Source organism: Nitrosomonas marina, from assembly GCF_900110145.1.
Taxonomy (GTDB): Bacteria; Pseudomonadota; Gammaproteobacteria; order Burkholderiales; family Nitrosomonadaceae; genus Nitrosomonas; species Nitrosomonas marina.
Genome location: NZ_FOCP01000017.1, coordinates 34,580 through 59,899, shown reverse-complemented (window position 1 = coordinate 59,899; position 25,320 = coordinate 34,580). Strand labels below are relative to the sequence as shown.

At 46.1% G+C, this 25,320-nt stretch carries 20 protein-coding genes; 12 read left to right on the top strand and 8 right to left on the bottom strand.

Features of this window, described 5'->3' with window-relative positions:
- Positions 1-7 precede the first annotated feature (7 nt).
- The gene (gene ftsY / locus BMX44_RS11715; RefSeq protein WP_090633241.1) at positions 8-1,144 is read right to left on the bottom strand and encodes a signal recognition particle-docking protein FtsY; all 1,137 of its coding nucleotides are present in this window, start codon (positions 1,142-1,144) and stop codon (positions 8-10) included.
- A gap of 80 nt (positions 1,145-1,224) precedes the next feature.
- Here ftsY and BMX44_RS11710 point away from each other — a divergent pair, with 80 nt between their 5' ends.
- The 3 genes from BMX44_RS11710 (at position 1,225) to BMX44_RS11690 (ending at position 9,135) form a co-directional block, all read left to right on the top strand.
- Positions 1,225-2,616, top strand: a complete 1,392-nt coding sequence (locus BMX44_RS11710; RefSeq protein WP_090633239.1) for a M16 family metallopeptidase — start codon at positions 1,225-1,227, stop codon at positions 2,614-2,616.
- 795 nt (positions 2,617-3,411) lie between these two features.
- Complete coding sequence (locus BMX44_RS11695; RefSeq protein WP_090633232.1) at positions 3,412-7,848, top strand: CusA/CzcA family heavy metal efflux RND transporter; 4,437 nt, start codon at positions 3,412-3,414, stop codon at positions 7,846-7,848.
- Positions 7,849-7,875: 27 nt separating this feature from the next.
- A complete protein-coding gene (locus BMX44_RS11690; protein WP_090633230.1) occupies positions 7,876-9,135 on the top strand; it encodes an efflux RND transporter periplasmic adaptor subunit in 1,260 nt (419 codons plus the stop codon).
- Between the two features lie 213 nt (positions 9,136-9,348).
- Here the strand turns inward: BMX44_RS11690 and BMX44_RS11685 are convergent, their stop codons facing one another.
- A complete protein-coding gene (locus BMX44_RS11685; protein ID WP_090633228.1) occupies positions 9,349-9,918 on the bottom strand; it encodes a hypothetical protein in 570 nt (189 codons plus the stop codon).
- 166 nt (positions 9,919-10,084) lie between these two features.
- Positions 10,085-10,636, bottom strand: coding sequence for an oligoribonuclease (gene orn, locus BMX44_RS11680; protein ID WP_090633225.1), 552 nt, complete (start codon positions 10,634-10,636; stop codon positions 10,085-10,087).
- A 100-nt stretch (positions 10,637-10,736) separates the two neighbouring features.
- On the opposite strand from orn, the gene BMX44_RS11675 reads away from it, so the two are divergent.
- The 3 genes from BMX44_RS11675 to rsgA are packed head-to-tail and all read left to right on the top strand — an operon-like array spanning position 10,737 to position 13,237.
- Positions 10,737-11,990, top strand: a complete 1,254-nt coding sequence (locus BMX44_RS11675) for a M48 family metallopeptidase (RefSeq protein WP_090633222.1) — start codon at positions 10,737-10,739, stop codon at positions 11,988-11,990.
- 33 nt (positions 11,991-12,023) lie between these two features.
- A complete protein-coding gene (locus BMX44_RS11670; RefSeq protein ID WP_090633220.1) occupies positions 12,024-12,353 on the top strand; it encodes a 4a-hydroxytetrahydrobiopterin dehydratase in 330 nt (109 codons plus the stop codon).
- Positions 12,350-13,237, top strand: coding sequence for a ribosome small subunit-dependent GTPase A (rsgA, locus tag BMX44_RS11665; RefSeq protein ID WP_245738915.1), 888 nt, complete (start codon positions 12,350-12,352; stop codon positions 13,235-13,237). The genes BMX44_RS11670 and rsgA overlap by 4 nt, the downstream gene beginning before the upstream one ends.
- 209 nt (positions 13,238-13,446) lie before the next feature.
- Here rsgA and BMX44_RS11660 read toward each other — a convergent pair whose 3' ends face one another.
- The 3 genes from BMX44_RS11660 to phoR all read right to left on the bottom strand — a co-directional run bounded on the left by BMX44_RS11660 (position 13,447) and on the right by phoR (position 18,893).
- Entirely contained in the window at positions 13,447-14,601 is a 1,155-nt protein-coding gene (locus tag BMX44_RS11660; RefSeq protein WP_090633218.1) for a cation diffusion facilitator family transporter, read from the bottom strand.
- A gap of 316 nt (positions 14,602-14,917) precedes the next feature.
- The gene (locus tag BMX44_RS11650; protein WP_177167743.1) at positions 14,918-17,290 is read right to left on the bottom strand and encodes a fatty acid cis/trans isomerase; all 2,373 of its coding nucleotides are present in this window, start codon (positions 17,288-17,290) and stop codon (positions 14,918-14,920) included.
- A 298-nt stretch (positions 17,291-17,588) separates the two neighbouring features.
- The gene (gene phoR / locus BMX44_RS11645) at positions 17,589-18,893 is read right to left on the bottom strand and encodes a phosphate regulon sensor histidine kinase PhoR (RefSeq protein ID WP_090633212.1); all 1,305 of its coding nucleotides are present in this window, start codon (positions 18,891-18,893) and stop codon (positions 17,589-17,591) included.
- A 207-nt stretch (positions 18,894-19,100) separates the two neighbouring features.
- On the opposite strand from phoR, the gene BMX44_RS11640 reads away from it, so the two are divergent.
- Both BMX44_RS11640 and ubiE read left to right on the top strand, forming a co-directional pair.
- The gene (locus tag BMX44_RS11640) at positions 19,101-19,517 is read left to right on the top strand and encodes a gamma-butyrobetaine hydroxylase family protein (protein WP_090633269.1); all 417 of its coding nucleotides are present in this window, start codon (positions 19,101-19,103) and stop codon (positions 19,515-19,517) included.
- 68 nt (positions 19,518-19,585) lie between these two features.
- Complete coding sequence (ubiE, locus tag BMX44_RS11635; RefSeq protein WP_090633210.1) at positions 19,586-20,320, top strand: bifunctional demethylmenaquinone methyltransferase/2-methoxy-6-polyprenyl-1,4-benzoquinol methylase UbiE; 735 nt, start codon at positions 19,586-19,588, stop codon at positions 20,318-20,320.
- 177 nt (positions 20,321-20,497) lie between these two features.
- Here the strand turns inward: ubiE and BMX44_RS11630 are convergent, their stop codons facing one another.
- Positions 20,498-20,845 (bottom strand): hypothetical protein, encoded by a 348-nt coding sequence (locus tag BMX44_RS11630; protein ID WP_090633208.1) that lies wholly within the window; start codon positions 20,843-20,845, stop codon positions 20,498-20,500.
- A gap of 133 nt (positions 20,846-20,978) precedes the next feature.
- Between BMX44_RS11630 and BMX44_RS11625 the strand changes: the two genes are divergently transcribed.
- From BMX44_RS11625 to BMX44_RS11615, 3 genes are all read left to right on the top strand, one after another.
- The gene (locus tag BMX44_RS11625) at positions 20,979-21,584 is read left to right on the top strand and encodes a hypothetical protein (protein WP_090633206.1); all 606 of its coding nucleotides are present in this window, start codon (positions 20,979-20,981) and stop codon (positions 21,582-21,584) included.
- A gap of 122 nt (positions 21,585-21,706) precedes the next feature.
- Positions 21,707-21,907: a YjfB family protein gene (locus BMX44_RS11620; protein ID WP_090633204.1), complete on the top strand. Its 201-nt coding sequence runs from the start codon at positions 21,707-21,709 to the stop codon at positions 21,905-21,907.
- 182 nt (positions 21,908-22,089) lie between these two features.
- Positions 22,090-22,749, top strand: a complete 660-nt coding sequence (locus tag BMX44_RS11615; protein ID WP_090633202.1) for a peroxiredoxin — start codon at positions 22,090-22,092, stop codon at positions 22,747-22,749.
- An 81-nt stretch (positions 22,750-22,830) separates the two neighbouring features.
- Here the strand turns inward: BMX44_RS11615 and BMX44_RS11610 are convergent, their stop codons facing one another.
- Positions 22,831-23,748: a malate dehydrogenase gene (locus tag BMX44_RS11610; RefSeq protein ID WP_090633200.1), complete on the bottom strand. Its 918-nt coding sequence runs from the start codon at positions 23,746-23,748 to the stop codon at positions 22,831-22,833.
- A 286-nt stretch (positions 23,749-24,034) separates the two neighbouring features.
- Between BMX44_RS11610 and BMX44_RS11605 the strand changes: the two genes are divergently transcribed.
- Entirely contained in the window at positions 24,035-25,210 is a 1,176-nt protein-coding gene (locus tag BMX44_RS11605; RefSeq protein WP_090633198.1) for a hypothetical protein, read from the top strand.
- The last annotated feature ends 110 nt before the right edge of the window (positions 25,211-25,320 follow it).

Below are 25,320 nucleotides of genomic sequence, written 5' to 3'. Positions count from 1 at the left end.
CCACCGGCTAGTCAAACATGGCGTCGACAAACTCTTCCGCATTAAAGGGTCGCAGATCGTCGACACCTTCTCCTACACCGATAAATCGCAATGCAGGTGGGTCTTGAGAGTACTGACCGCGTATAGCCGCAACCACACCGCCTTTTGCCGTACCATCGAGCTTGGTCAGGACAAGCCCCGTGACTTTCAGTGCCTCGTCAAATGCACGTACCTGCGTCACCGCATTTTGTCCAGTATTGGCATCCAGCACCAGCAAGACTTCATGCGGCGCATCCGGCATGGCCTTGGCAATTACCCGTTTTACCTTTTTGATTTCTTCCATCAAATGCAACTGCGTCGTCAGGCGGCCTGCAGTATCCGCCAAAACTATATCAATTTCGCGGGCTTTTGCCGCATTAATGGCATCGAAAATTACTGCAGCAGGGTCACTTTTTTTAGCGGGATCACTGTCAGGCGCAATCACCGTCACACTGTTTCGCTCTCCCCACGCGACCAGTTGTTCACGAGCTGCAGCACGAAATGTATCTCCGGCTGCGAGTAACACTGATTGTCCGCGTGCCTGAAAATATTTGGCCAACTTGCCGATTGACGTCGTCTTGCCCACTCCGTTCACACCAGTAATCATAATTACAAACGGCTTGTTTGAAGTGGTGTCAAGGGATTTTTCCAGTGGTTTTAGCATACCTACCAGGGATTCCTTCAATGCTGTTTTCAACTCCGCCGCTTCTGTCAGCCCCTTCTTTTTGACTTGTACACGAAGATCCTCCAGTAATTGGGTTGTCGCATTAACGCCTGTATCCGCCGTCAACAGGATGGTCTCCAATTCTTCATACAGTTCTTCATCAATTTTTCCGCCACCGCCAAACAAACCGGACAATTGTCTACCCAGATTCTGGCGAGTTCTTGTCAATCCCAGACGGATTTTCCCCGCGAAACTGAGCGGACTGGATTCCTCCTGTGTTGGGGTTCCGGATTCAGCAACATAATCCGGCGGTGTTTCTGGCTGCTCAGTTTGAACTAATTTAGATTGATCATCTTCGAAAAAATGGCTTTCAGTTTCAGCAGTGTCGTTTTTTTTGACTGACTCTTCAGTCTGACTGGCATGCTCGGACTCTTTCTTTTTGGATTTAAAAAAATTAAACATTCTGGTAGGCTCTGTCCTGATTGCAATGTTACATTCACATACTAATTTTATTCTGTTTAGTCACATTTAGGTTAGCAAAAATGAAGCCAGTTTACTTTAAAACTTTTTCGATCATCGCATTGCTGATGATATCCCTGTGCTGGGCGGCAAGTCCCTTAAGTGCAAATCCGCACGAATACATACTCGAGAATGGCTTGAAACTGGTTGTCAAGGAAGACCACCGCTCACCTGTTGTTGTGTCGCTATTGATGTATAAAGCCGGCAGCGTCGATGAAACAAACGGTGTAACAGGTGTTGCACATGTACTGGAGCACATGATGTTCAAGGGTACTGAAAAAATCCCCGGTGGACAATTTTCCAAGCGTATCGCTGCTGCCGGCGGGCGTGACAACGCTTTCACCAGTCGCGACTACACCGGTTATTTTCAACAGCTGCATAAGGATTTTTTGCCGCTGTCCATGGAGCTTGAAGCAGATCGCATGCAAAACCTGAAGCTAACTGAAGAAGAATTTTCCAAAGAAATCAAAGTTGTTATGGAAGAACGACGGCTTCGGACCGATGACCAGGCACGCTCATTGTTATTTGAGAAAATGCTGGCAACCGCTTATCAGTCTCACCCATACCGTCGGCCAGTCATCGGCTGGATGAACGATCTTGAGAACATGACTGTCGACGATGCGCAAACCTGGTATGACCGCTGGTATACACCCAACAACGCCGTGCTCGTTATTACCGGGGACGTCAATCCTGGCGAAGTAAAAACGCTGGCACAACAGTATTATGGCAAGATACCGGCACGTCCTGTACTCTCACTGGACAAGCGCAAACCGCAGACCGAGCCGCCCCAGCTTGGTATTAAACGTATTACCGTAAAAGCACCAGCTGAATTGCCTTATCTGCTCATGGGATATCATACACCGGTTATACATGACCCTAAAGAGGACTGGGAACCTTTTGCACTCGAAGTACTGGAAAGCATACTTGATGGACACGCATCTGCCAGACTGAATAAATCACTGGTACGCGGACTTCAAATCGCCAACTCTGTAAGCGCCAGCTATACAGCGACCGGCCGTGGCCAAAGCATGTTTTTGCTTGGCGGCACACCTAGCCCCGGAAAAACTGTAGAAGAGCTGGAACAGGCATTTCGCACGGAAATCAAGCAAATGATAGAAAATAATGTGACCGATGAAGAATTAAATCGAGTCAAGGCCCAGGTTATCGCCAGCCAGGTTTATCAACTCGATTCCGTTTTCGCACAGACTATGCAGATTGGCAGATTGGAAAGTATCGGACTCTCCTACCGGGATATTGATCTCATACTTGAGAAACTGCAGACAGTAACCGCAGATCAAATTCGCATGGTTGCGGAAAAATATTTTAATGACGACAGACTCACTGTGGCCGTACTTGAACCTCAACCCCTGGAGCATAAAGAGCCAGGCAACGCACCAGAGGGGTTACGTCATTGAAATTGACATCATTGAAAATTTACTTCATTCTCGTTTAGGAATCAGGGATTCCACTGTGGGTACAACGCTTTGATCATTTCATTGCATTCGTAAATAACTTACGCTCATTCATGGCGAATAATCATTTTTTCATCAATTGCGTACTGTTAATATTTCTCTGTGCACTGGTGTCAAATTCACTGGCGTGGGCCTTTCAAGGCGAAATTTTTATGCACGTTCTGGACAACGATCATCAGCATTTATATCCAGTTGCCCAGAAAACACATACAACTAGTCTACCCCAGGATCTTTCTGCAGAAACCGATTTAACCGTATCATCCGGCGTATGTCTCAGTACTGCACAACAGCCCTTTTTCCTGTCAAAACCACTGCATTCCCTGCTCCCAGCAATAACAGAAATTTTTGATGAATTCATTTCTGAGCTGATATCAGACACCCCCGCATATTCTCTGTTTCGCCCCCCTCGAATCTTCGACCGCAACTAACAGATTGCTGCACACACCGGGATACCTGCGGCTCCTTCAGAAAGCTGATGGCATTTTCCGCGCCAGCTTGTTCAAAGGGTGCCGGAATATCAATTACAAACTGTATATTTCATTTACCGCATGATGCTGCGGTACAGGTTGACCCTTTTTCAGACAGACTGAAATTGACTGTTACGGTTGTAGCACAATCCCAGCAGCTTATAACAGGTTCAGTGTTGCGTTCAAGTTAAGTCTGGCATTCGTACCGGTACGTATTGCCTGAAAAATAACTGCCCGCACCATACTTCTTTTCCTCCAAAAGAGCCGAATAATGATCAATAACATCATATATTTTTCAATCAAGAACAAACTGATTGTGGGTTTGATGACAGTCAGCCTGATATGTGCTGGCGTTTATTCCATGTTCACCATGAATCTTGGCTCTCTGCCCGACATCACCAATAATCAGGTGCAGGTCATCACGGTGTCTCAAAGTCTGGCGACCGAAGACATCGAGCGATTCGTCACTTTTCCGGTTGAACTGGCAATGGCCAATCTGCCCGGCGTTGTGGAAATCCGGTCTATCTCACGTTTTGGCCTCTCAGTTGTGACTATCGTCTTTGAAGATGATATGGGAACCTATTTGCCACGCCAACTGGTTCAGGAAAAACTGAACACGGTCAAGCAACAGATTCCAGAACAGTTTGGAAACCCGCATATGGGCCCAATCACAACGGGTCTGGGTGAAATATACCAGTATACCCTTCAGCCCAAGCCGGGATACGAGGCCGACTTTTCACCCACGGAATTACGCACCATTCAAGACTGGATCGTCAAACGACAAATGGCGCTGGTGGATGGCGTCGTGGGTATCAATTCCTTCGGCGGGAAAATTAAGCAATACGAAATTGCCATCAACCCCGAACGGCTGAACGCCAACAATATTTCCATTTCCGAAGTATTTGAAGCGCTACGTCACAACAATGCCAATACCGGCGGGGCGTATATTGAAAAACACAATATGGCCAATTTTATCCGCGGCGAAGGACTGGTACGTTCACTCGAAGATATCCAGAATATCTTCATAAAAAATGAAAATGGCATTCCTGTTTTAATCAGAGATATCGCAGAAAAAGTACACTTTGGTCACCAGATTCGCTACGGCGCTTTTACACAGGATGGCAGAGAAGCAGTTGGCGGCATAATAATGATGCTGCGAGGTTCCAATTCAAACGCCGTTATTCATAATGTTCAGGAACGCATCGGTGAAATTCAAAAATCCCTGCCAGAAGGCATTGAAATCAAACCGTTTCTCGATAGAAGCGCATTGATAGAAAGAACTACTACAACTGTCACCCAGAATCTTACAGAAGGCGCACTTATTGTCATTTTTGTCCTGGTCATACTTTTAGGCAGTATACGCGGCGGGATTATTACCGCCAGCGCCATTCCTTTATCACTGCTGTTTGCTTTTATCATGATGCGCCTGTTTGATGTATCAGGCAACTTGATCAGTCTGGGCGCTATTGATTTCGGGATCATTGTAGATGGCGTCGTCATCATAGTCGAACGAACCGTTTTTGAAATTCAGAAGCAACTCAGGTCGAATACTTTCGCAATCAGCCAGGACGTCATGGATGACATCGCCTATAACGCAGGTAGCACCATGATGAAAACAGCGTTTTTTGGCCAGTTGATTATTTTGATTGTGTTTATACCCATCCTGTCGCTGACCGGCATTGAAGGCAAAATGTTCCATCCCATGGCTTATACGCTTGGCTTCGCCATGCTGGGCGCAATCCTGCTTTGCCTGACATACGTTCCGATGATGTCCGCCCTGCTTTTAAAGCCGACAAAAAACAAAGGGGCTTTATATAAAAAACTGGGCAAACGACTTGAGAATTGCGGTAACCGCATTGTAAGCGGGTTTCATCACGCCTACCGGCCAATACTGAAAAGCGCGTTGCGACATAAAGCAATAGTCATCATTGTCGCGATATCCCTGTTCGGCTCGGCCGGATTTATTTTTTCAAGAATGGGCGGTGTTTTCATACCTCAGCTGGACGAAGGCGACATTGCGATGCAGGCGCTAATCAGACCGGGAAGCAGCCTCAGTGAAGCGATTGAGGTCTCCAATAAAATTGAAAATATTTTGCTGGAGAATTTTCCTGAGATTCAATCCGTTTTATCCAAAATTGGGGTCTCCGATATTCCGACCGACCCGATGCCAATGGATATCGCCGACATGTTCATCATTCTGGAGAAAGACACCAGCCAGTGGGTTTCCGCAAATTCAAAGGATGCACTCATAGAAAAAATAAAGACTCTGCTCGATAGCAGGCTTGTGGGTGTCAACCTGGTTTTCAGTCAGCCGGTTGAGCTTCGTTTCAACGAGCTGTTGACCGGAGTTCGAGAAGATATTGCTGTAAAGCTGTACGGTGATGATCTTAGTGTACTGGCACAGAAAGTTGAGCAAATGGCAAAAATCATCCAAACGGTGCCCGGGGTGGGCGATGTCAGCCCTGAGAGAATTACCGGTCTTCCTCAAATGACCGTACGTTACAACCGGGAAAAGCTCGCTCAGTACGAATTGAATATAGAGAAGCTGAATGAATATATCAATACAGCGTTTGCCGGCGGTGTTGCAGGTATCATCCTGGAAGGCGAGAAGCGCTTTGAAATGGTTATACGTTTTGATCCTGCCTACCAGAAAAGTATTGATGATTTACGCAATCTTTACGTGGACCTGCCCAATGGCCATCAAATTCCGCTCCAGGAGCTGGCAGATATCAATTACGCGCAGGGACCCATGCAAATATCACGCGACAATGCCTATCGAAGAACCTATGTAGGCATCAACACCCGAGGGCGCGATGTCGAATCCGTGGTCAGGGATATCCAGCAAAAGCTGAATACCGAGCTGGATTTGCCGCCTGGATACTACCTTACTTATGGCGGAGAATACGAGAATCTGCTCAGCGCAAAACAGAGACTAACTGTACTTGTTCCCATTGTTTTATTCATGGTTTTTTTACTGCTCTACTTTGCCCTGAGGTCAATTTCCCACTCACTGATAATCTTCGCCGGTGTTCCACTGGCTGCAATTGGTGGTGTATTTGCCCTATGGATACGAGACATGCCCTTCAGTATTTCTGCCGGTATTGGTTTTATTGTAGTTTTCGGCATCGCCGTGCTTGACGATCTGGTGCTCATAGATCGTTTCAACACGTTGAAAGCGGAAGGATTCACCCATATCAAACAACGTATTCTTATCGGCACCAAAGAGAGAATCAGGCCCATCCTGCTCGCCGACACAACAGATATTGTTGGATTTATGCCTATGGCACTTGCCGTGACGGCAGGTTCTGAAATCCAGCATCCGTTGTCCACTGTAGTGATAGGAGGCTTGTTTTCATCAGCACTGTTTACACTGATCGTGCTGCCGGTATTGTATGCGATTGTTGAGATCCATGGCACTGAAACCCCAAAAGGGGCAGAAAAGAAGCGCCGCGAAAAAACTCTAATATCAAAACCGAGAAAACCAATGTCCATCTTGCTCCTGTTATTCGTTTCATTGTACGCCGCCACAGCGACGCCAGCACCAACACACCCATCCGGCAGCGAACAAACGATTGCGCTGGACGATGCCAAACGACTTGCCATCGAAAATTTTCCTAAAATCCAGGCTGCGAAACTAGAAATAGAAAACCAGGAAGTCTTGAAAAAGACTGCCTGGAACCTGGGCAATACATCCATTTTCACCGGTGGAGAAGAAATTGGCAAAGCGCAAGGCGTTTACACCCAAATCGGCATACAACAACGTCAAATCGATATCTTCGGGGTGTCGCCCAGACTAAAACTTCAAGAAGAGCAAATAGGATTGGCTGAAAGCGTGTTTAGGCTCTCCGTTATTGAAGTAGAACGTGAAGTCAGCCGTGCCTGGGCCGAGGCCTATACAGCCCAAAAAAACTATAGAGTGTACACACGCCTGGATTCAATCTTTAAGGATATCGAACGCGCAGCCAGTATACGGCTTGAAGTTGGCGCAACCTCCAAACTGGAATACCTGGCGACAGCAAACCAGGGAAATCAAGTACAGATATTAAAAGAACAAGCCTATCGTGATTATCTGAGCGCATTACAGAAACTCAATCTATGGTTTGTCACCGACACCTTTTTTAACGTCCCTGACACGCCAGCGCATCAACTGGATATACCGCTTGAATCAACGGCCGGTGCTTTGGAAAATCACCCATTATTGGATGTTTCCAAACAACAAATCAACGTGGCTGACGCAGCTGTCAATGAAAGAAAAGCGCAGTTTATGCCAAAATTCAACCTGATGTATGGCAAACAGGAGATTACAGGACTACCTGGCGGCTTTCACCAGTTCCAGGCAGGCATTCAGATTCCGCTATTTTTCGGTCCGGAACTGGGAAGGTCGCAATCGGCCAAAATTCAACGTTCAATTGCCGCTCAAAATCTCCGGCAAACGCAACGGGAACTGAACACTGCATATCAAAGCATTCGCGAACAGTACACCAAATGGTTGAATTCATGGCGGTACTATCAGCAAACAGCGCTCCCGATGGCCCAGGAACAACAGGAAGGTGCGCTGTTTGCATATAAAAAGGGGGCGATCGACTACGTCACATTCTTGCAAAATATGCGTGAAGCGATACGTGTTGAAATCGATTCATGGAGTGCATTTGGCAATTACCTGGACAGCCGATTTCAGCTGGAATATTTCTTGAAAAAACCGCACTGAAAAATTTTCGAATAAAGAGCAAATTAAATGAATCTATTCAATCTGTCACTGCCTGCTTTCCTGATACTGATTATTCTGCCCTTGCCCGGTTGTTACCAACAAACTAACGATCATCCTGCGCCTAAAGCAGAAAACGAACACAAGCACCACCACCATTCCGATATCAATGAATTTGATCGCCACAGCAAAACGGATTCTAAGCATGTGCACCAGGAGATCAATGAGGTTCATTTGTCTGAATCGATGCTAGCCAGCCTGGACATCCGGATCGACACTTTACCTGTACGCTCACTTTCGGGAAAATTTAAAGTAAATGGTAGGCTTGCCCTGTTTCCACAACACAGGGCCACCGTTACAGCAATTTTGGGTGCAAACGTCACTGCAATCGAGGTGATAGAAGGTGAAAAGGTACATAAAGGCCAGATACTGGCTTATCTCTCTCACCCCAATTTGACCAATCTTCAGGCAGCTTATATACGTGTCTATAATCAAATGCAGTTCCTGAGAAAGGAATATTTGCGTGAAGAACACCTTTTTGAGGCAGGTGTCGGCTCTGCCAAAGCATACCAGCAGGCAAAAGCAGATTACCTGGCAATGAAAGGTGAAACCGCAGGATACGAGGCGCAACTAGTGCAACTGAATATTGATGCAAAACAGGTCAGAACGGGAAAAATTCTGCGAAGCGTCCCTGTAGTCAGTCCGATTGATGGCAACATCGAGAAGGTGCTGATACAACTTGGACAATTTGTCGACCCCAATGCAACATTGTTTATGATCATGAATCTGGATCATATTCACGCTGACCTGATGGTGTTTGAAAAAAACGTCTCCCAAGTTCGTGAAGGCCAGAGAGTATCATTCAGAGTTGAATCTCTCCCTGGGAAAACAATAGCCGCGCGAATCCTTGCGGTTGGAAAGAATTTTGAGCAAACTCCCAGGGCCATCCATGTGCATGCAGAGATCGAACAAAAACATAATCTTATGATTCCAGGTATGTATATTTCCGGTGAAATCCATATCGAAAACTCGTCTGTCACTGCGCTGCCGGAAAGTGCCGTTGTCACAGACGATGGAAAATCGTTTATTTTCTCCGCGGAACATCACCATCAAAATGAGAAAACGGAATGGATTTTCAGGCCTGTCGAGGTCAGGACGGGTATTTCGGATGATGGATGGATTGAACTATCCCCGGTCGAATCATTCCCGGATGATGCCAAGGTGGCATGGAACAATGCCTATTATCTGATTGCGGAAATAAACAAAAGCGAAACCTCTCACGCGCATTAGATGTATTAGTGTGATTACCAAGGGAAACTGACGGACTAATTTATACTGATTTAGACTTGATCTGACAGTTACCCTTTTTTCTGAAGTGATGGTAAGTTTAGATCTATTAGTTTAGAAGAGAGCAGATTTCCTTTCGCTTCCCTATGGCCAGATACCACCAGACTGACCGGTGGTATTGAATGGTTGCCATTGAATCAACTACACGGAATCGATTCAGTGATTCATGTGTGCATCCTGTTCATCATCACCGTCATGTGTCGCCTCACCATGACTTCCATGCGGTGAATGCTCAATCTCTTCATGATCATGTTCCTGTTTTTCAGCATGTTCTTTTCCATGACCATGACCATGGCCGTGTCCATGCGCACCTTCTTCTTCGTCTCCGTGTCCATGGCCGTGCCCATGTCCGTGTCCATGTCCATGTCCGTGGTCAGCGTTATCTTTGTCATGCTTCTCATCGTGATCATGGTCCTTTTTCATTTGCGCGTGCATGTCTTCCATCATCCAGTGGATCTCGTCCATATCCAGAAAACGATCATTATTCAAATCATGTTTGTTAAATTTCTCGCCCTGAAATTTCATGAATTCTCTTCTACTGATTTTGCCATCTCCATCGGCATCCATTTTGGATATTTTCTTTTCACACATTTCACATGAATCCTGATCATGATGATGGTCATCATCAAGGCCTGGACTATGCGCCATGGCGGAAGGCAGATTCAGCGTCAATACAAATAAAGCTGCTGCCGCAGACACTGAAATGAAGCGTTTAGAATCGGACATGTTTGTTCTCCTTATAAGTGAATATACTGATACGAAAAAAATAATAGCATGCTTTTCGAGTCACATTTAATAACACGTTGGCATGAAAAAACTGTTTCGATCAAGTCAACAAATGTTCAATCGTTGGCTATGATTCCGGATTGTTGAGCAGCGATATCATCGCTTGTTATAGTCCGATAAAATGTTCCCGGTAATACTTGAGTTCATTGATAGAATCATAAATATCGGCCAATGCTTCGTGTTTGCTTTCTTTTTTCAATCCTGAAGCGATTTCAGGCTTCCAGCGCTTGACAAGTTCTTTGAGTGTGCTGACATCCAGATTGCGATAGTGGAAATACGCTTCAAGTCCCGGCATCCAGCGTGCCATAAAGCGGCGATCCTGGCAAATTGAATTGCCGCACATGGGTGAAGCACCGGAGGGAACATGCTGCCGCAAGAAGGACAGCATTTGCGTTTCCACATCGGCTTCTGTCATTGTTGACGCTTTGACCTTGCCGATCAGACCCGATTTTGCATGCGTCGACCGGTTCCATTTATCCATACCCTCAAGTACTGCATTTGATTGAGAAACAACCAGAACAGGACTTTCGGCAAGCATATTGAGTTGTCCATCGGTGATGACAATTGCGACCTCAATGATTCGATCCTTATCCGGATCAAGGCCGGTCATCTCCATATCAATCCAAATAAGGTTATGATTATTGTTATCTTGTGCCATAATTAAACAAAAAGTCAGAATTAATGAATGTAATCTGTTTTATTTTGTCACAAACGGTATCACAACGTCACTTTCAATATCGATTACTTAGAAAATAACCATGATGCAATCATTTACCTTGATTTTTATCACTGTTTTATTATTGACCGTTTCGATTCAGGTATGGCTGTCGTCACGGCATATCCGCCATGTACGTGCTCACCAGAACAGAGTCCCCGAGGAATTTGCCAGCAAGATCAGTCTTACTGATCACCGCAAGGCGGCCGATTATACCTGTGCAAAAACACGAGCCGGCTACCCCGGTATTTTTTTGCATGCAGGGATATTGCTGATTCTGACGCTGGGCGGTGGATTGGATGCTATCAGTCATTATTGGTCAGAATGGTTCAATGATCCGATCATTCACGGTATGGCCTTGATCATGAGCACTTTTCTAATCATGAGCCTGGTGGAAATACCGTTAAGTTATTACCGGGTTTTCGTCATCGAGGAACGGTTCGGGTTCAATAAAATGACTCCGGCCATGTTTTTTGCTGACTTGATCAAACAAGGTCTGCTGATGGCTTTATTAGGTGCACCCCTGCTATTTACCATTCTGTGGCTGATGGAAAAAACAGGCGAATTCTGGTGGCTCTATGCCTGGGCGGGTTGGATGGCATTCAATTTATTTTTACTGGCAATTTTTCCAAGCTGGATTGCGCCTCTGTTCAATCGATTTACTCCGCTTGAAGATGAGACGCTCAAAACACGCATAGAACAACTGATGAAAAAATGCGGCTTTAAGTCCAGCGGACTGTTTGTAATGGATGGCTCGCGGCGCAGCAAACATGGCAATGCGTACTTTACCGGATTTGGCAAAACCAAACGCATAGTTTTTTTTGACACGTTGCTTTCAAGCCTCGAACCCAGGGAAATTGAGGCTGTTTTAGCACACGAACTCGGACATTTCAAACACCACCATGTGATCAAAAGGATTGCTCTCTCGTTCATACTGAGTCTGGCATTCTTCTGGCTTCTCGGTTATCTGATGAATCAACCCTGGTTTTATGAAGGCCTGGGCGTAACCGGTACTTCGGTACCTGCGCCTGCGATGGCGTTGCTGCTTTTTTTCCTTGTAATGCCTGTATTTACCTTTCTGTTTCACCCGGTATCGAGCATATACTCACGCAAGCACGAATTTGAAGCCGATGCCTATGCTGCTAAAAATGCATCGGCCGATAATCTGATCAGCGCGCTGGTTAAGCTCTACCAGGATAATGCTGCCACCCTGACACCCGATCCGTTGCACTCGACTTTTTACGATTCGCACCCACCGGCTTCCATCCGGGTAGCGCATCTGCAAAATCAGTTATAACCATAAACTTTAAATTTTCGTAAAATTGAATGTATGAATGATCTTACAACCAGACAATGCAAACCCTGTGAAGGCGGTGTCGCACCGCTAAACGCCGAAGCTGCGGCGAAATTACTGCAGCAACTCGACGAATGGCACTTACAGGAAAAGCAAATTACCAAAACCTATTCTTTCAAAAACTATTATCAAACCATGGCTTTCGTCAATACCGTAGCATGGGTCTCACATCAGGAAGACCATCATCCTGACATGACCGTCAGCTACAACCGATGTGAAGTCACATATACCACACATGCCATTGGTGGCCTGTCTGAGAATGACTTCATCTGCGCAGCCAAGATAGACAAGCTGTTCAGCATTTGAACGCGCTTCAACAGCACGACAACTCGCATCAGACAGGTCTGGTTATTGCCGTATTTGGCAGGCACTACTCGGTAGAAACAGCCGAAGGGGAGCTGCTTTCGTGTGTGATGCGCGGCAAGAAAGGAGGCGTTGCTTGCGGTGACAAGGTAACGATCAGGGCGACCGGAACCGACCAGGGTGTTATTGAAGCCATACACCCGCGTAAAACACTTCTGTATCGCAGCGATGCTTTCAAGGAAAAAATCATTGCGGCCAATGTATCGCAAATCATTATCGTGATTGCTGCAGTACCCAGTTACAGCGAAGAGCTTGTTAATCGCTGTCTTATAGCCGCTGAAAGCCAGAAAATTCGCTCTATCATCGTATTGAACAAAACCGATCTTGCCGAACCAACACAAAATACCGTAGAAACCCTGTCGCTGTACGAAGCGATCGGCTATCCCCTGATTAAGGTCAGCGCAATACAAAATATTTCACCACTCAGGCCTTTTCTCAAAAATCAATTGAGCGTACTGGCAGGTCAGTCCGGCATGGGCAAATCGACATTGCTCAATGCGCTGGTTCCTGGTGCACAACGTGCCACGGCGGATATTTCAACGGCACTGGATTCCGGTTGTCACACCACGACCCATTCGCGCCTTTTTCATCTTGACACGGACAGCGCTATCATTGATTCACCAGGTATTCAGGCGTTCGGGCTTCATCATGTCAGTAATGAAGATATGGCGTGGTGTTTTGTCGAATTCCGCCCTTATATCGGACACTGCAGATTTCATAATTGCCGGCATCTCAATGAACCGGGATGCGCGCTTATTCTAGCAGCAGATAAAGGTAAAATCAGTGACAGGCGGCTGATGTATTATCAGAAACTGCAACGACACTGACGGGAACATTTCAATGCGTCTGATCAAGCGCACACCGATACGCTGCATCCTTATGGCACGATAGCCACTATGACCTCGCTACAGCCAGTTGTAGTCGATTTGAACATCTCGCGCAGATTTTGACAGACACGACCAAAACGACAAGCATCGCAAGTATGACCGGGGGGCAGAAGAAAGCATGATGGTTAAGGCGGGCTGAATAACGCCTGTTAGACTTTGAACCGTACCTGGATATCACTGGCATACGACAACACACAGGCATTTCTCAGCTGACTGACCAATTCACGGGCCTCCTGGGTATCATGTACAATCGAGAGCGGCAGGTCCAGTTCAATTTTGATCTCACCGGACAGATAATGCAGCATCACGCCTTCTATTGCCGAAACAGGCAAGTGCGGCCAGCATTGTTTCAGCGCTTCAATGACTTGTTCCCGGTTTGGCAAATTATCACATGGCGAACCGGATTCGTCATCTTCCGGATCGATATGCACGGTTACATCCGACACAACATCTATTGCATCAAGCAGACGCCTGCGGACGGTATCACCGATCTGGTGTCCTTCCGATACGCTTAGTAACGGATCAACCTGAATATGTACATCAATAATCGCATCGCCGGCACTTTTTCGTGAACGTAGCATATGCATCGAACGCACCCCTTTTACATCAAATATATGCTTGCGGATTGCATTGACCTCCTCTCGATCCAGCGCTGTATCAATCAATTCCAGTGAGCTGGAACGCACGAGATCAAAGCCGATTTTGGCTATCATCACGGCTACAGCCACAGCAGCAACCGCATCCAGATATGGCTGTCCATACATGGCGCCCGCAATTCCCAGCATGACAACAATTGACGAAATCGCGTCCGAACGGCTATGCCATGCATTTGCCATCAACATATCAGAACGCAGTCGCCGCGCAGCAGCAACCGTATATCGATAGATCCACTCTTTGGAAATGATTGACAGGATGGCCACGGCCAGCGCCAGAACACCGGGTACCGGCAGGTTTTCTGATTCACTAAGACGGTGAATGGAATCATAGGCGACACCGCAGGCAACCGTTATCAATACGATACCAAGCGCGACCGTTGCAAGTGTTTCGATACGTCCATGACCGTAAGGATGTTTTTCGTCCGCGGCTTTGTGCGCATGCTTGGCGGCATACAGCACAAAAAAGTCTGTAAACACATCGGAAAAAGAATGAATACCATCCGCAATCAACGCTTGTGAATTTGCCAGCCAGCCGAATATCACTTTAACAACACCCAGCAAAAAATCGATGACGGAACCGATCAGCGTTACTTTACGAACTTCGCGGTAGCGCTTCTGCCGCGATATTATGGTTGAATTAGCGTTCATTCCCGGCGCATTGATTATGATTGAAATGAGACAGCACTCTGCAGCTTAACTTCAGGTCAAACGACGTGATATCGTGCCAACACGATTGTTGTGACCGACCGAGGCTTGAAATAGCTTTGGCAACATCCTGCCATTGAAGCTTGCAAAACAGGTCCAGGCAAAAATCGCAAAGCGCCTGAACCAATGGCTCTGTGGCATTCGTCAGGTTATCTGGCATATTTAGAAGCACAGGAACTGAATTATTCAAGCTGTTTCTGTCAACATACAACTATTTTAAATTTTTATTGTGTGCATCTCTTCCTATTGTTACACATTATTAGCGGTTCTCAATGCGGTTATAATCCAGTGACCCATATTCGACTGGGTCCGACAGTTGAAATATTTTATGCAAATGATCACTGAATTGCCAGAAATGCTCATGCGAGCGTCGAATACCATACACGCTCATCAAATGATAGTAATCCGTTTCATTTTCCAGCTGACTCACATGAGTTACAAAGTCTTCAAGTGCTCCGGAATCAACCAGCCATAATGCATCCGGATAGGCACCAACGAAACCGGGTAACACAGTAACATAATCGTTTTCCGGCACACGGTTGTTCTGTTCAAACAGGAGACTGGTGATATGTGTGTGCGCACTGTTGCGCAAAATTGTATAAACCCGATTCTGGCGATCGTGATCAGCCACCATTAACAATCCCATCTCCGGCAGGATACTTGCGGCCCCTCCACTGAATTCATGCAGTTTTTTTAAAATCTGTCTATGCTGCTCCGGCACGGATTCGTTTTCAAGACCATATCGATTGGACAGGATACCTGATAACTTTTGCTGCAGCCGATCATATAAATGCGACTTGGCTTGATTTTTGTCCGGGTATGTGATTTCCGGATCAGTGCGTAACTGCGCATGCCCATACACATATTGTTTCACCCTGTCTTTGGCGCCCTGATACCAGTGCTCACGCAATGCGGTACGCGTATCCCCAGGCAACAGGGCCAGAAAATTGAATTCGCTTTCCATTCTTAAAAAATCCATATAGAGACGCGTCGACAACTGATGACCAACATTACCGTAAACGTCGAAACCAGCGACCAGCAGATAATGAATACGCTCCAGAATAGGATAATCGATCAACCATGCTGTTTTGGGTGGGCGCCCTACCAGACCCTCGACCACAGTGGCACTGTCGAAATGTCTAAAAACGGTCAACGCGGCATTCCAGTTCTGTCCATCGCCGTCCCAGACCCAATCGAGATCGAATCTTTCATCACGTTCTTCCAGAAGCTCATTGAGTCTCTCACTTTTTTCTTTCAGGTAGGTTGCCTGCAAATCTGAATATTTGGTCCAGTGACTGGTGATACCGGCATTACTCTCCCGCTCCGGAGGAATTTGTAATTGTTCGCTGTGTTTAGTTAAAAACCGATCGATACCAGTCAGCGCCTCCTGATCGGGGTTGACAAAAAACACCCAGAAATGATCATTGATTACACTTAGCGCAACCTGTCCACGACAGACCGCCCCCTTGATAAATCCGTTTATGGTAAATTTGGCGTGCTCCAGCATAAAGCGATAGCGAATATTGGCTGGAATGTCGGTAAATGTTTTGAATGGATTCGAAGCCAGTTCGGGACTATAGCCAGGCAGCTTCCTTACGCTGTATGGCGTATCAAAAAACAGCGCCTCAAAGCGCTGCAAACGCTTATTGCTTAAAGCGTAAGGCAGATGGCTTTTTGCGACAACACTGCTTTCGACTCTTTGCAGGCGGTAGTAAACTCTCTCGACTTCCGGGTCATCGTATGGCCTGCGCGTACTGACAATACTGACAGGTTCACCCGGCGGCGTCCGCGAGCGAACGATCCTAAAATAAGCCTGGATATTGCTGTTGTTGAGCTCCAGGTCCTCAAAATAGAGGTGTCCCAAAAACAGGTGTTCATAAATATAACGCGCTACCAAGCGTTGCTTTAAGGTCACTCCATTCAAAAAGGTTTCCCAGATACGAATCCGGTCCTGATAAACGGCATCCAGTTCCGGCAACGCTGTCAAAGGCGCACCAATCTGCAGCCATTTTTCCAGTAATTTCAACTCTGCTGGTTCAATCGGTGGCAAACCATAAGGCATGCCCCAGTGCGGGCGGGACCGGGCATATTCCTCAAACTGATCCGTATTTGGGCAGATATTTTCCGGATTGATCGAGAAGTTGAATAAATCCGCAGGCAGGCGTTCATTGTGTTTAACAACTTCACTGAGAGGATTGTGTGTTTTTAGCATCAACATCTGATAAAGCAGACTGCCCTGCAGGGGATCTCCCACCGGATCCTCGTTTAACACCGGATAAAACCCTTTTTCCCGCCAATCCTGCAAAGTATGCGCGTCTTCAAACAAACGCGTTAAAGGATCGGCAGTCAATCGAGTGCCGTTATAAATTATCTGCTTGTTTGCTCCACGATCAATGCCTTGTGCTGATGCCAGATTAACCTGACAAGGCGCATCGTAGCAGCCATGACAAACTACGCAGCGCTTTTCCAGTACTGGCTGAATGTGGTTCCGATACAACCGTCCCTGTTCCGATTCAAACGAAACATACCGATTCGGTAGCGAACCGGGGCCAGTGGGCTGATCAACACCGCATGCCGACAGTAAATACCCAATAACAAGCAAGATAATGTTTTTCAATGTTGGTTTTTCCACTGGTACAACCTGTTTTTTTAACGAATCACTAATAAAATATTTTCATGTTATCCCGGCACGGATAACATAGCACCCAGATTTTGCTGGAGCACAAAGTGTGTGGTTGTACATTTGTAACTATTGCCGATGAATTACGATCCGGTAATATGCCACACAACGCGCTTGTCTGCAGCCGAAAAGCCAGACGGGTAAATTCATATCCGGTCTACTCAGTACCCGAAATTCCGTGACAGGAGCAAGCACTACTCTAAATACTGCAACTCCACTTAATCGCCTTTGAACCTTATGCACCTTAATTTCATGATTTTGTAACCAGTCTCTTTTCCGGAAATTCGATACTGAATTCACTGCCTTTGCCGATCTCGCTTTTAATTTTGAGCCGAGCCTGATGTCGATTCAGGATATGTTTGACGATTGCAAGCCCGAGACCGGTACCTCCTGTCTCTCTTGACCGGCTGCTGTCAACGCGGTAAAAACGCTCGGTCAAGCGTGGAATATGTTCAGGTTCAATTCCCACACCGGTATCCCATACTGTAAACAAACCTTTACCGTTGCTGACAGCCCAGCGTATTCCAATTGCACCGCCCTCGGGTGTATATCGAATTGCGTTACTGATTAAATTACTGAACGCACTGCGCAGTTCTTCACGACTGGCCAGTATTTGATCTTCACTGTCAACGCTTATTTCGACAGTGTGCCTGCCGCTGCTTAATGACTCGGCTTCACGACGCAGCTCGTGAAGTATGGGCACGATATCCACGGTACTTTCGGTTAATTTGTTTAGATTATCTTCAAGTCGCGAAAGCGTTAACAGGTCTTCAACCAGATGTTGCATACGCAAGGTCTGCTCGGTCATCGCACTCAAAGCCTGATTTTGCATTTCCATGTCAATATCCGGTTCTGCAGTCAGCATCTCCAGATAACCGATGATTACCGTGAGCGGTGTGCGCAATTCATGTGACACATTGGCAATAAAATCGCGCCGCATGGCCTCGATTCTTTCGTAGCTCGTAATATCTCTACTGATCAGCAGCTTCTGTTTGTTTCCATACGGTACGAGTTGCATTAACAATGTCAGACGGTGATGACGCATTTGTTTCAGAACCAGGGGTTTGTTGTATTTCCTGGCACCCAGATATTCAACAAACGACCGTTGACGGACCATATTGGTAATCTGATGTCCCAAATCCAGCTCCAGATTTATGCCCAGATGTTTTTCGGCTACCGGGTCACACCATTCAATATGATCTCGCTCATCCAGAATTACAATACCATCCGGCATTGCAGCAGTTACGCTTTGCAACTGTTTCAACTCAAGATTAATTAATTGCCGGCTTTGGTTTTGCGTACGCACATATCGCGCCAGCAGCGCAAATATGTTATCCCAGATCCCCGAGCCGGCTGGAATGCTGGACGGTGTATGGTCAGATATAAGTAACCATTGTTCAAGCGCCGCCAGATGTTTTGTATGATGAACCACCAGCCATAACAAGCTGACACTGAAAACCGACAATCCAATCAGCGTTTCAGTGAACAAGCCGATCAATAACGCAATCAACGCAATTAACAATACGATTCCCAGCCGCCGCCAGTAACTAAACACATGCAAACCCTTTATAAAATATACTGCAGTTGTGGATTGGATTTAAATCAAGTGATATCAGTTGCAATATTTTCGAATGGTTAATACTTTGTAAGATCATGCCTACGATCGTGTTTGTTATTTACAAATCCGCAAACCTAAGTATGATGTGTTATGCAGCTATGGACTAATGTCGACAACTTAATCTATAAAACTTATTACGCAGATATGGCAGGTTTAACAAAAAATTCACCCGTTCCTACAGAAATCAAACTACACAAGCAATCCAGAATACTGGAAATCACCTTTTCCGATGGCAAAAAATTTCAGTACACCTGCGAGTTTTTACGCGTTCACTCACCATCGGCCGAAGTCAGCGGTCATGGTTTTGGTCAGGAAATACTGCAAACTGGTAAAAAAGGCGTCAATATACTTAAAATCGAGCCTGTCGGCCATTATGCCATTCAATTGTTTTTCAGCGACGGGCACAACACCGGCTTGTACTCCTGGGATCTGCTCTATAAATACGGACTCAATCAGGATAAAATGTGGCAACAATATCTTCAACGTCTAGAAGAAGCAAACGCAACGCGCGATTCTGAAACCGGTCGTCCGGCGGACCATCAAGCCTGTCGACATCACTGAACATTACATACATGGTTACTGCTGGTGTAGTTAACTTCAGGATCTTAATCTTATTCATTTAAACTATTATGACTAAAACCACACATTTCGGTTTCAATACCGTTTCCGAGACAGAAAAAGCCGGCAGGGTTGCCGATGTTTTTCACTCTGTAGCCGAACGTTACAATCTGATGAACGATCTCATGTCCGTTGGATTACATCGTTACTGGAAACGGTTTGCTGTCGAAGTCAGCGGCGTCAGAACCGGTGACAAGGTTTTGGATATAGCCGGCGGCACTGGCGACATGAGTGCTCTTTTTTTAAAACAGGTTGGCGATACAGGCGAAGTCTGGCTAACCGATATTAATAACTCCATGCTATCAATCGGGCGCGATCGCCTGCTCGATGAAGGCAACCCTGTACCTGTAGCACAATGTGATGCTGAAAAGCTGCCGTTTCCAGACAATTATTTTAACTGTGTCAGCGTCGCCTTTGGATTGCGCAACATGACACATAAGGAAGTTGCGCTCAAAGAAATGCTTCGAACCATCAAGCCCGGGGGCACCGTGATTGTCCTGGAATTTTCGAAAGTCTGGGAGCCATTACGACCAGCGTATGACACATACTCATTCAAATTGCTTCCTGTCATGGGCAAAGTGTTTGCCAACGACCCGGATAGTTATCGTTACCTTGCAGAATCGATCCGCGTACATCCATCACAGGATACACTCAAGGAGATGATGGAAGAGACCGGCTTTGAACGCGTTGAGTATTTCAACCTGGCTGCAGGAATTGTGGCTCTGCACCGCGGGTACAAATTTTAAACTTCATGACCAGAAACCGGTCTGCAGAAACAATAATTCTTCTTGTTTCTAAAAAAAACGCCGTCCTAAGACGGCGTTTTCACTTCAAGCAACAACAGGAGAGATTAAAAGTATAGAGGTATAGAGCTAACATATTCTATTGGAGCTGATCCTATTTCTTATAAAAATCTGGTCTGATCAGTATCTAAAGAAAAAATGTCCTGCTCCTGTATGAATATCCATCACGACGTTGGGTGGATACGCATAGACGGGGGCTGGGGCATAAACAGGTGCAGGAATGTAATTGTAAACATAACCCGGGTTTGAATAAATCGGTTGGTTATAAATTGGCGTATAACCACCTGGATGAAAATGATGATGCCCATGATGGTGGTGATGGCCATAGTGATGATGGTGGTGGTGATTATGATGTCGATGTCCCCTGCCTGCTTCAGCGAACGTAGGAATTGTCAATGCAGAACCTAACAGCAACACTGCAATGAAGCAGCTTGAGAAGCGAACACGTGTACTTGTTTTTGTTTTCATTTTGCACCTCCTTACCGTCATACGTTATGACCTAATTGTATGAATGCGAAGCTGAATAATAGCTGAATAAAACGACGTCTACTTCAACCTTGAGATAAAATCCCCAATTTCGCAACATTTATAAAGGATCATCATGCAGACCAGGGCTAAAGCATCTATCCGCAAATTTAAGATGATTGCCGGTGTCGGAATTTTTGCTGCTTTTATCGCGTTTGGCGCGTTATTACAGGTCAGCTCACAAGGAGATTCATCCGACACATATCCAAAAGGCTTTCGTGGCAACACCTGCACAGTGGAAACGGAAACATTGACCATCGGTTATTCCAGCTATTATCTTTCCGATGAGTATGAAATTTCTGAGGACGAACCCAGAACGCCTTATATTCCAGTCCAGTGCGGCAAGATACCGCAGCCGGGCATGCTGAATATTTCAATAGATCTGCTGCACCCAGATTCTTCCCGTAATGTACCACTGGCCATGCGCCTGGCAAAACTCGTCTATGTTGCCGACGAAACTGTTGAAGAACGTGAAATTCTTTCCGTACCTGCTCGACCCCATCCGTCAGGCGTCATTACGCATGCATTCAGGCTTGACGAAATCGGACATTACGTTATTTATCTGGATGGAACCAGTCCGGAGAATATTCATTACCTGGTGCGGGTCCCTGTTACTGTAGGTCATGACTGGCAAGATAACATGAGAAATTTTTTACCGCCTTTTCTAAGAAAATACATCTAAGACTGGTGAGCATGACCATTTCAATGGCCGTCTATACACTTTTTTGCCGGCAACTCCTTAACCCTGGTGCGATTAATGCCGTAACGAGTGTAATAGTCCCGGATTACAGCAGGAGATAACTTATGGATGTTACCAATATCGCTAACACGGCTACTTCGATGAATGAAGCTTTCATCCAGCAGGCATCAGGTACAGCCGTTCTGAAAAAAGCGCTCGATATCAGTGCCGACAATGCAATGGCGCTGATAGAAGCAATTCCAGAAAACACATCCGCGCAACACTTGCCTTCACATTTAGGACAAAATATCAATACTACGGCCTAAAACAAATCAAGCATTCTAAAAAAAACATTCTAATGGCGCTGCTCTGCAGCGTTTTTTTTGTTTCATCCGGAATCCGCACACTCTTTTTATTTGTTCAGCAAATCCAGTCGGGTTACACTTTGCTGTGTTATTAAGAACCAATTACTTTAAACATGAACAAAACTGAGCAAAGGAGTTAAAGGATGGCGCTTCGCATAAACGATCAGGCACCCAATTTTCAGGCAGATACAACTCAGGGCAGGATTGATTTTCACGAATGGACAGGAGACAGCTGGGCTATTTTATTTTCTCACCCGAAGGATTTTACGCCTGTCTGTACTACAGAACTGGGTTATATGGCCAGTATTCAATCTGAATTTGACAAGCGCAACACCAAAATTATCGGGCTGAGCATCGATCCATTGGATGATCACAAACAATGGCTGAAGGATGTTGAAGAGGTTGGCAAAGCACAGGTTCAATATCCGGTTATTGCGGATACCGACCTGAAGGTAGCAAAGTTGTATAATATGTTTCCGGCTGATGAAAGCGGTTCTGCTGAAGGTCGCACAGCATTGACTAATGCGACAGTGCGTTCGGTATTTGTCATCGGTCCCGATAAAAACATCAAACTGATGATGACCTATCCAATGACGACAGGTCGGAATTTCAATGAAATTCTCCGCGCAATCGATTCCATGCAACTGACCGCAAAACACAAGGTTGCAACACCGGTCAACTGGCAGCAAGGCGAGGACGTAATCATCGTACCCGCAGTCAGTAACGAAGATGCCGAGAAGATTTATCCGGATGGATGGGAAACCGTCAAGCCCTATTTAAGAAAAGTGAAGCAACCGAAATAAAGACTGCACAACGGGCAGGTTTACTGCTTGGCACAAACGCCCTGCCCGTTCATCAATTCGATGACCAAACCAGAAACAACATTATTTTTTTTGATTGATCAACTGGTTGATATTTTCCCTGATTAACGCTGCGGTTTTTTCCAGCGCGGTTCTTTCAACCTGATTCAGTTTGGGTTGCAAATGTCGTATTACGCCGGTACGTCCAACAACCACGGGAATGCTAAAGCAGTTATCCTCAATACCCTGCCACTCCCTGAAGTAGATACTTAAGGGCATCGTCCGGTGATCATCGAACACAATGGCCTTGAGCACTTCACTGGTTGCAGTTGCAATCGCAAAGTTGGTATAGCCTTTCAGATTGTACACATCAAAGCCTGCTTTGGTTACCTCCTCAAAAATCCTCCGATGTTCAGGATTATCGGCTATACGCTCACTACCGGCAAAAGCGTTGCTGAATACGGGAAACTGGTTTGGTCCATGCTCACCCAGAATATAAGTGCGTAAATCATCGGGATGAATTTTTTCTTCATGTGAAAGCAACACCCTGAAACGTGCTGAATCAACAAGCGTACCGATTCCCATAATCCTTGAAGACGGCAATCCTGCAATCTGAGTCGTCAGATACGTCAGCACATCGACGGGATTTGAAATAATCACAATAATGGCAGCGGGATTATTCTGGATAAGCGGCGGCATCATTTTTTTGAACAGTTTCACATTGCCGGCTCCCAGTTCCATTCGGCTGGTCATTTTTCCCCTGCCTTTCGCCGAAGCGGTTATTACAAGAATATCACTGTCTCTGACTTCCTCAATGGCGCTGCTTTCAATGGTCATCGGTCGTTCACAAAATGACAGGGTGTGTAGCAAGTCAAGCGCATCACCCCGCGCTTTGGTAACATTGCGGCCGGCGAGTACCAGATGATTGCATAAGCCCTTTAGCACCACGGCGTAAGCTATTGTCGAACCGACATTGCCGGTACCGATAATCGAAATTTTCATATTGAGTTCACTTCAATGATAATAAATCGCCGGATAATAGAGAAAATAATTCCCACCAACAGCTGTTTTCTTGTATTAAGCCCTGTTCTGGTTGCCGGTCATTAATGTAATGTAATGCCGGCATTCCGTCTGTAAATTTTCTGCCATCATACGCCGAATGCTGAACCAGCAATGACAATTCCAGTGCTTGTCGCCTGATCAGTTTTCAATATAATGAATAAATCTGAATATAGCCAGACCATGTCATTCTGACCCTTTTGATAACGAACCGCACACATACACGATAATGAACACATACCAGGATTTCGTAGACACGCTTGGATTCAAGGAATCATCGAGCGTTCCCGGCGGCGCTCAAAATTATGATGCAGAAAACTCATTCGGCTTCATAGGTAAGTATCAATTCGGGGAGGCGGCCCTGTTTGACCTGGGATACTACGGTATTGACGGCAGCGACAACAACCTGTTCAGAAACGACTGGACCGGCAACTGGTCTGGAAAAAACGGTATCAGAAGCAAACAGGATTACTTCGATAATGGTGCGGTTCAGGAATTAATCATCCGGGACTGGCAAGAAATTCTGTGGAACAGAATACAATTTCTGGAACTTGATAAGTACGAAGGACAAACACTCAATGAGCAGCTGATCAGCGCCTCGGGAATGCTGGCCGTTGCCCATCTGATCGGCGCCGGGAGCAGCTCGTCAGATACCGCAGGCCTGAAAGGGTATCTTCTGTCAGGGGCTGTTTTCAGCCCGGAAGATGCTAACGGCACATCAGCCAATGATTATATGGAACTATTTGCCAATTTCGAAACGCCATTTATAGCCGACCACACTGCCGCCGAACATATTGAAGGTGGTTCTGGGAAAGACCTGCTGACCGGTGCTGGCGGAAATGATACGCTGATCGGAAACGCGGCTATCGATACAGCCGCCTATAACGGCCATTCTACGGATTATGAGATCAAAAAAGTTGCGGAAGGGCACTGGTCAGTGGATCATTTGAGAAACGGACCTGACGGAACGGATACGCTCATCGATATTGAGCGCATAACATTTTCGGATACTTCCCTGGCGCTCGACCTGAGCGGCAATGCCGGCATCACCGCAAAATTGATGGGCGCCATTTTCGGTCAGTCATCCATTACGAACAAACAACTGGCTGCCGCCGGATTGCGCTTACTGGACAACGGCACAAGCTATGAAACGCTCTCACAGTTTGCTATCAATGCAGCCCTCGGGAACAGCGCAACTGATCACAATGCGGTTGTTCACCAGTTATATCAAAATGTTACAGGATTCGCACCTTCTGCAACCGAAGAATCATATTATGTGGAACTGCTGGATACTGGCGAGCATACTATCTCTTCAATTGGCATATTGGCAGCAGAGACCACGCTAAACCAGAACAATATCGATCTTGTAGGGCTGTCCCTGACAGGCCTTGAATTTTTAGCGTAAATACAGATTCAATTGACTTGATGCTTTATTTAATGTTAAAAAAGCTGCAAGTACATGGATGTTGTGGCTAGCAGCGTTGTTGTAACGCGGCGAGGCTGTATGTACCACGC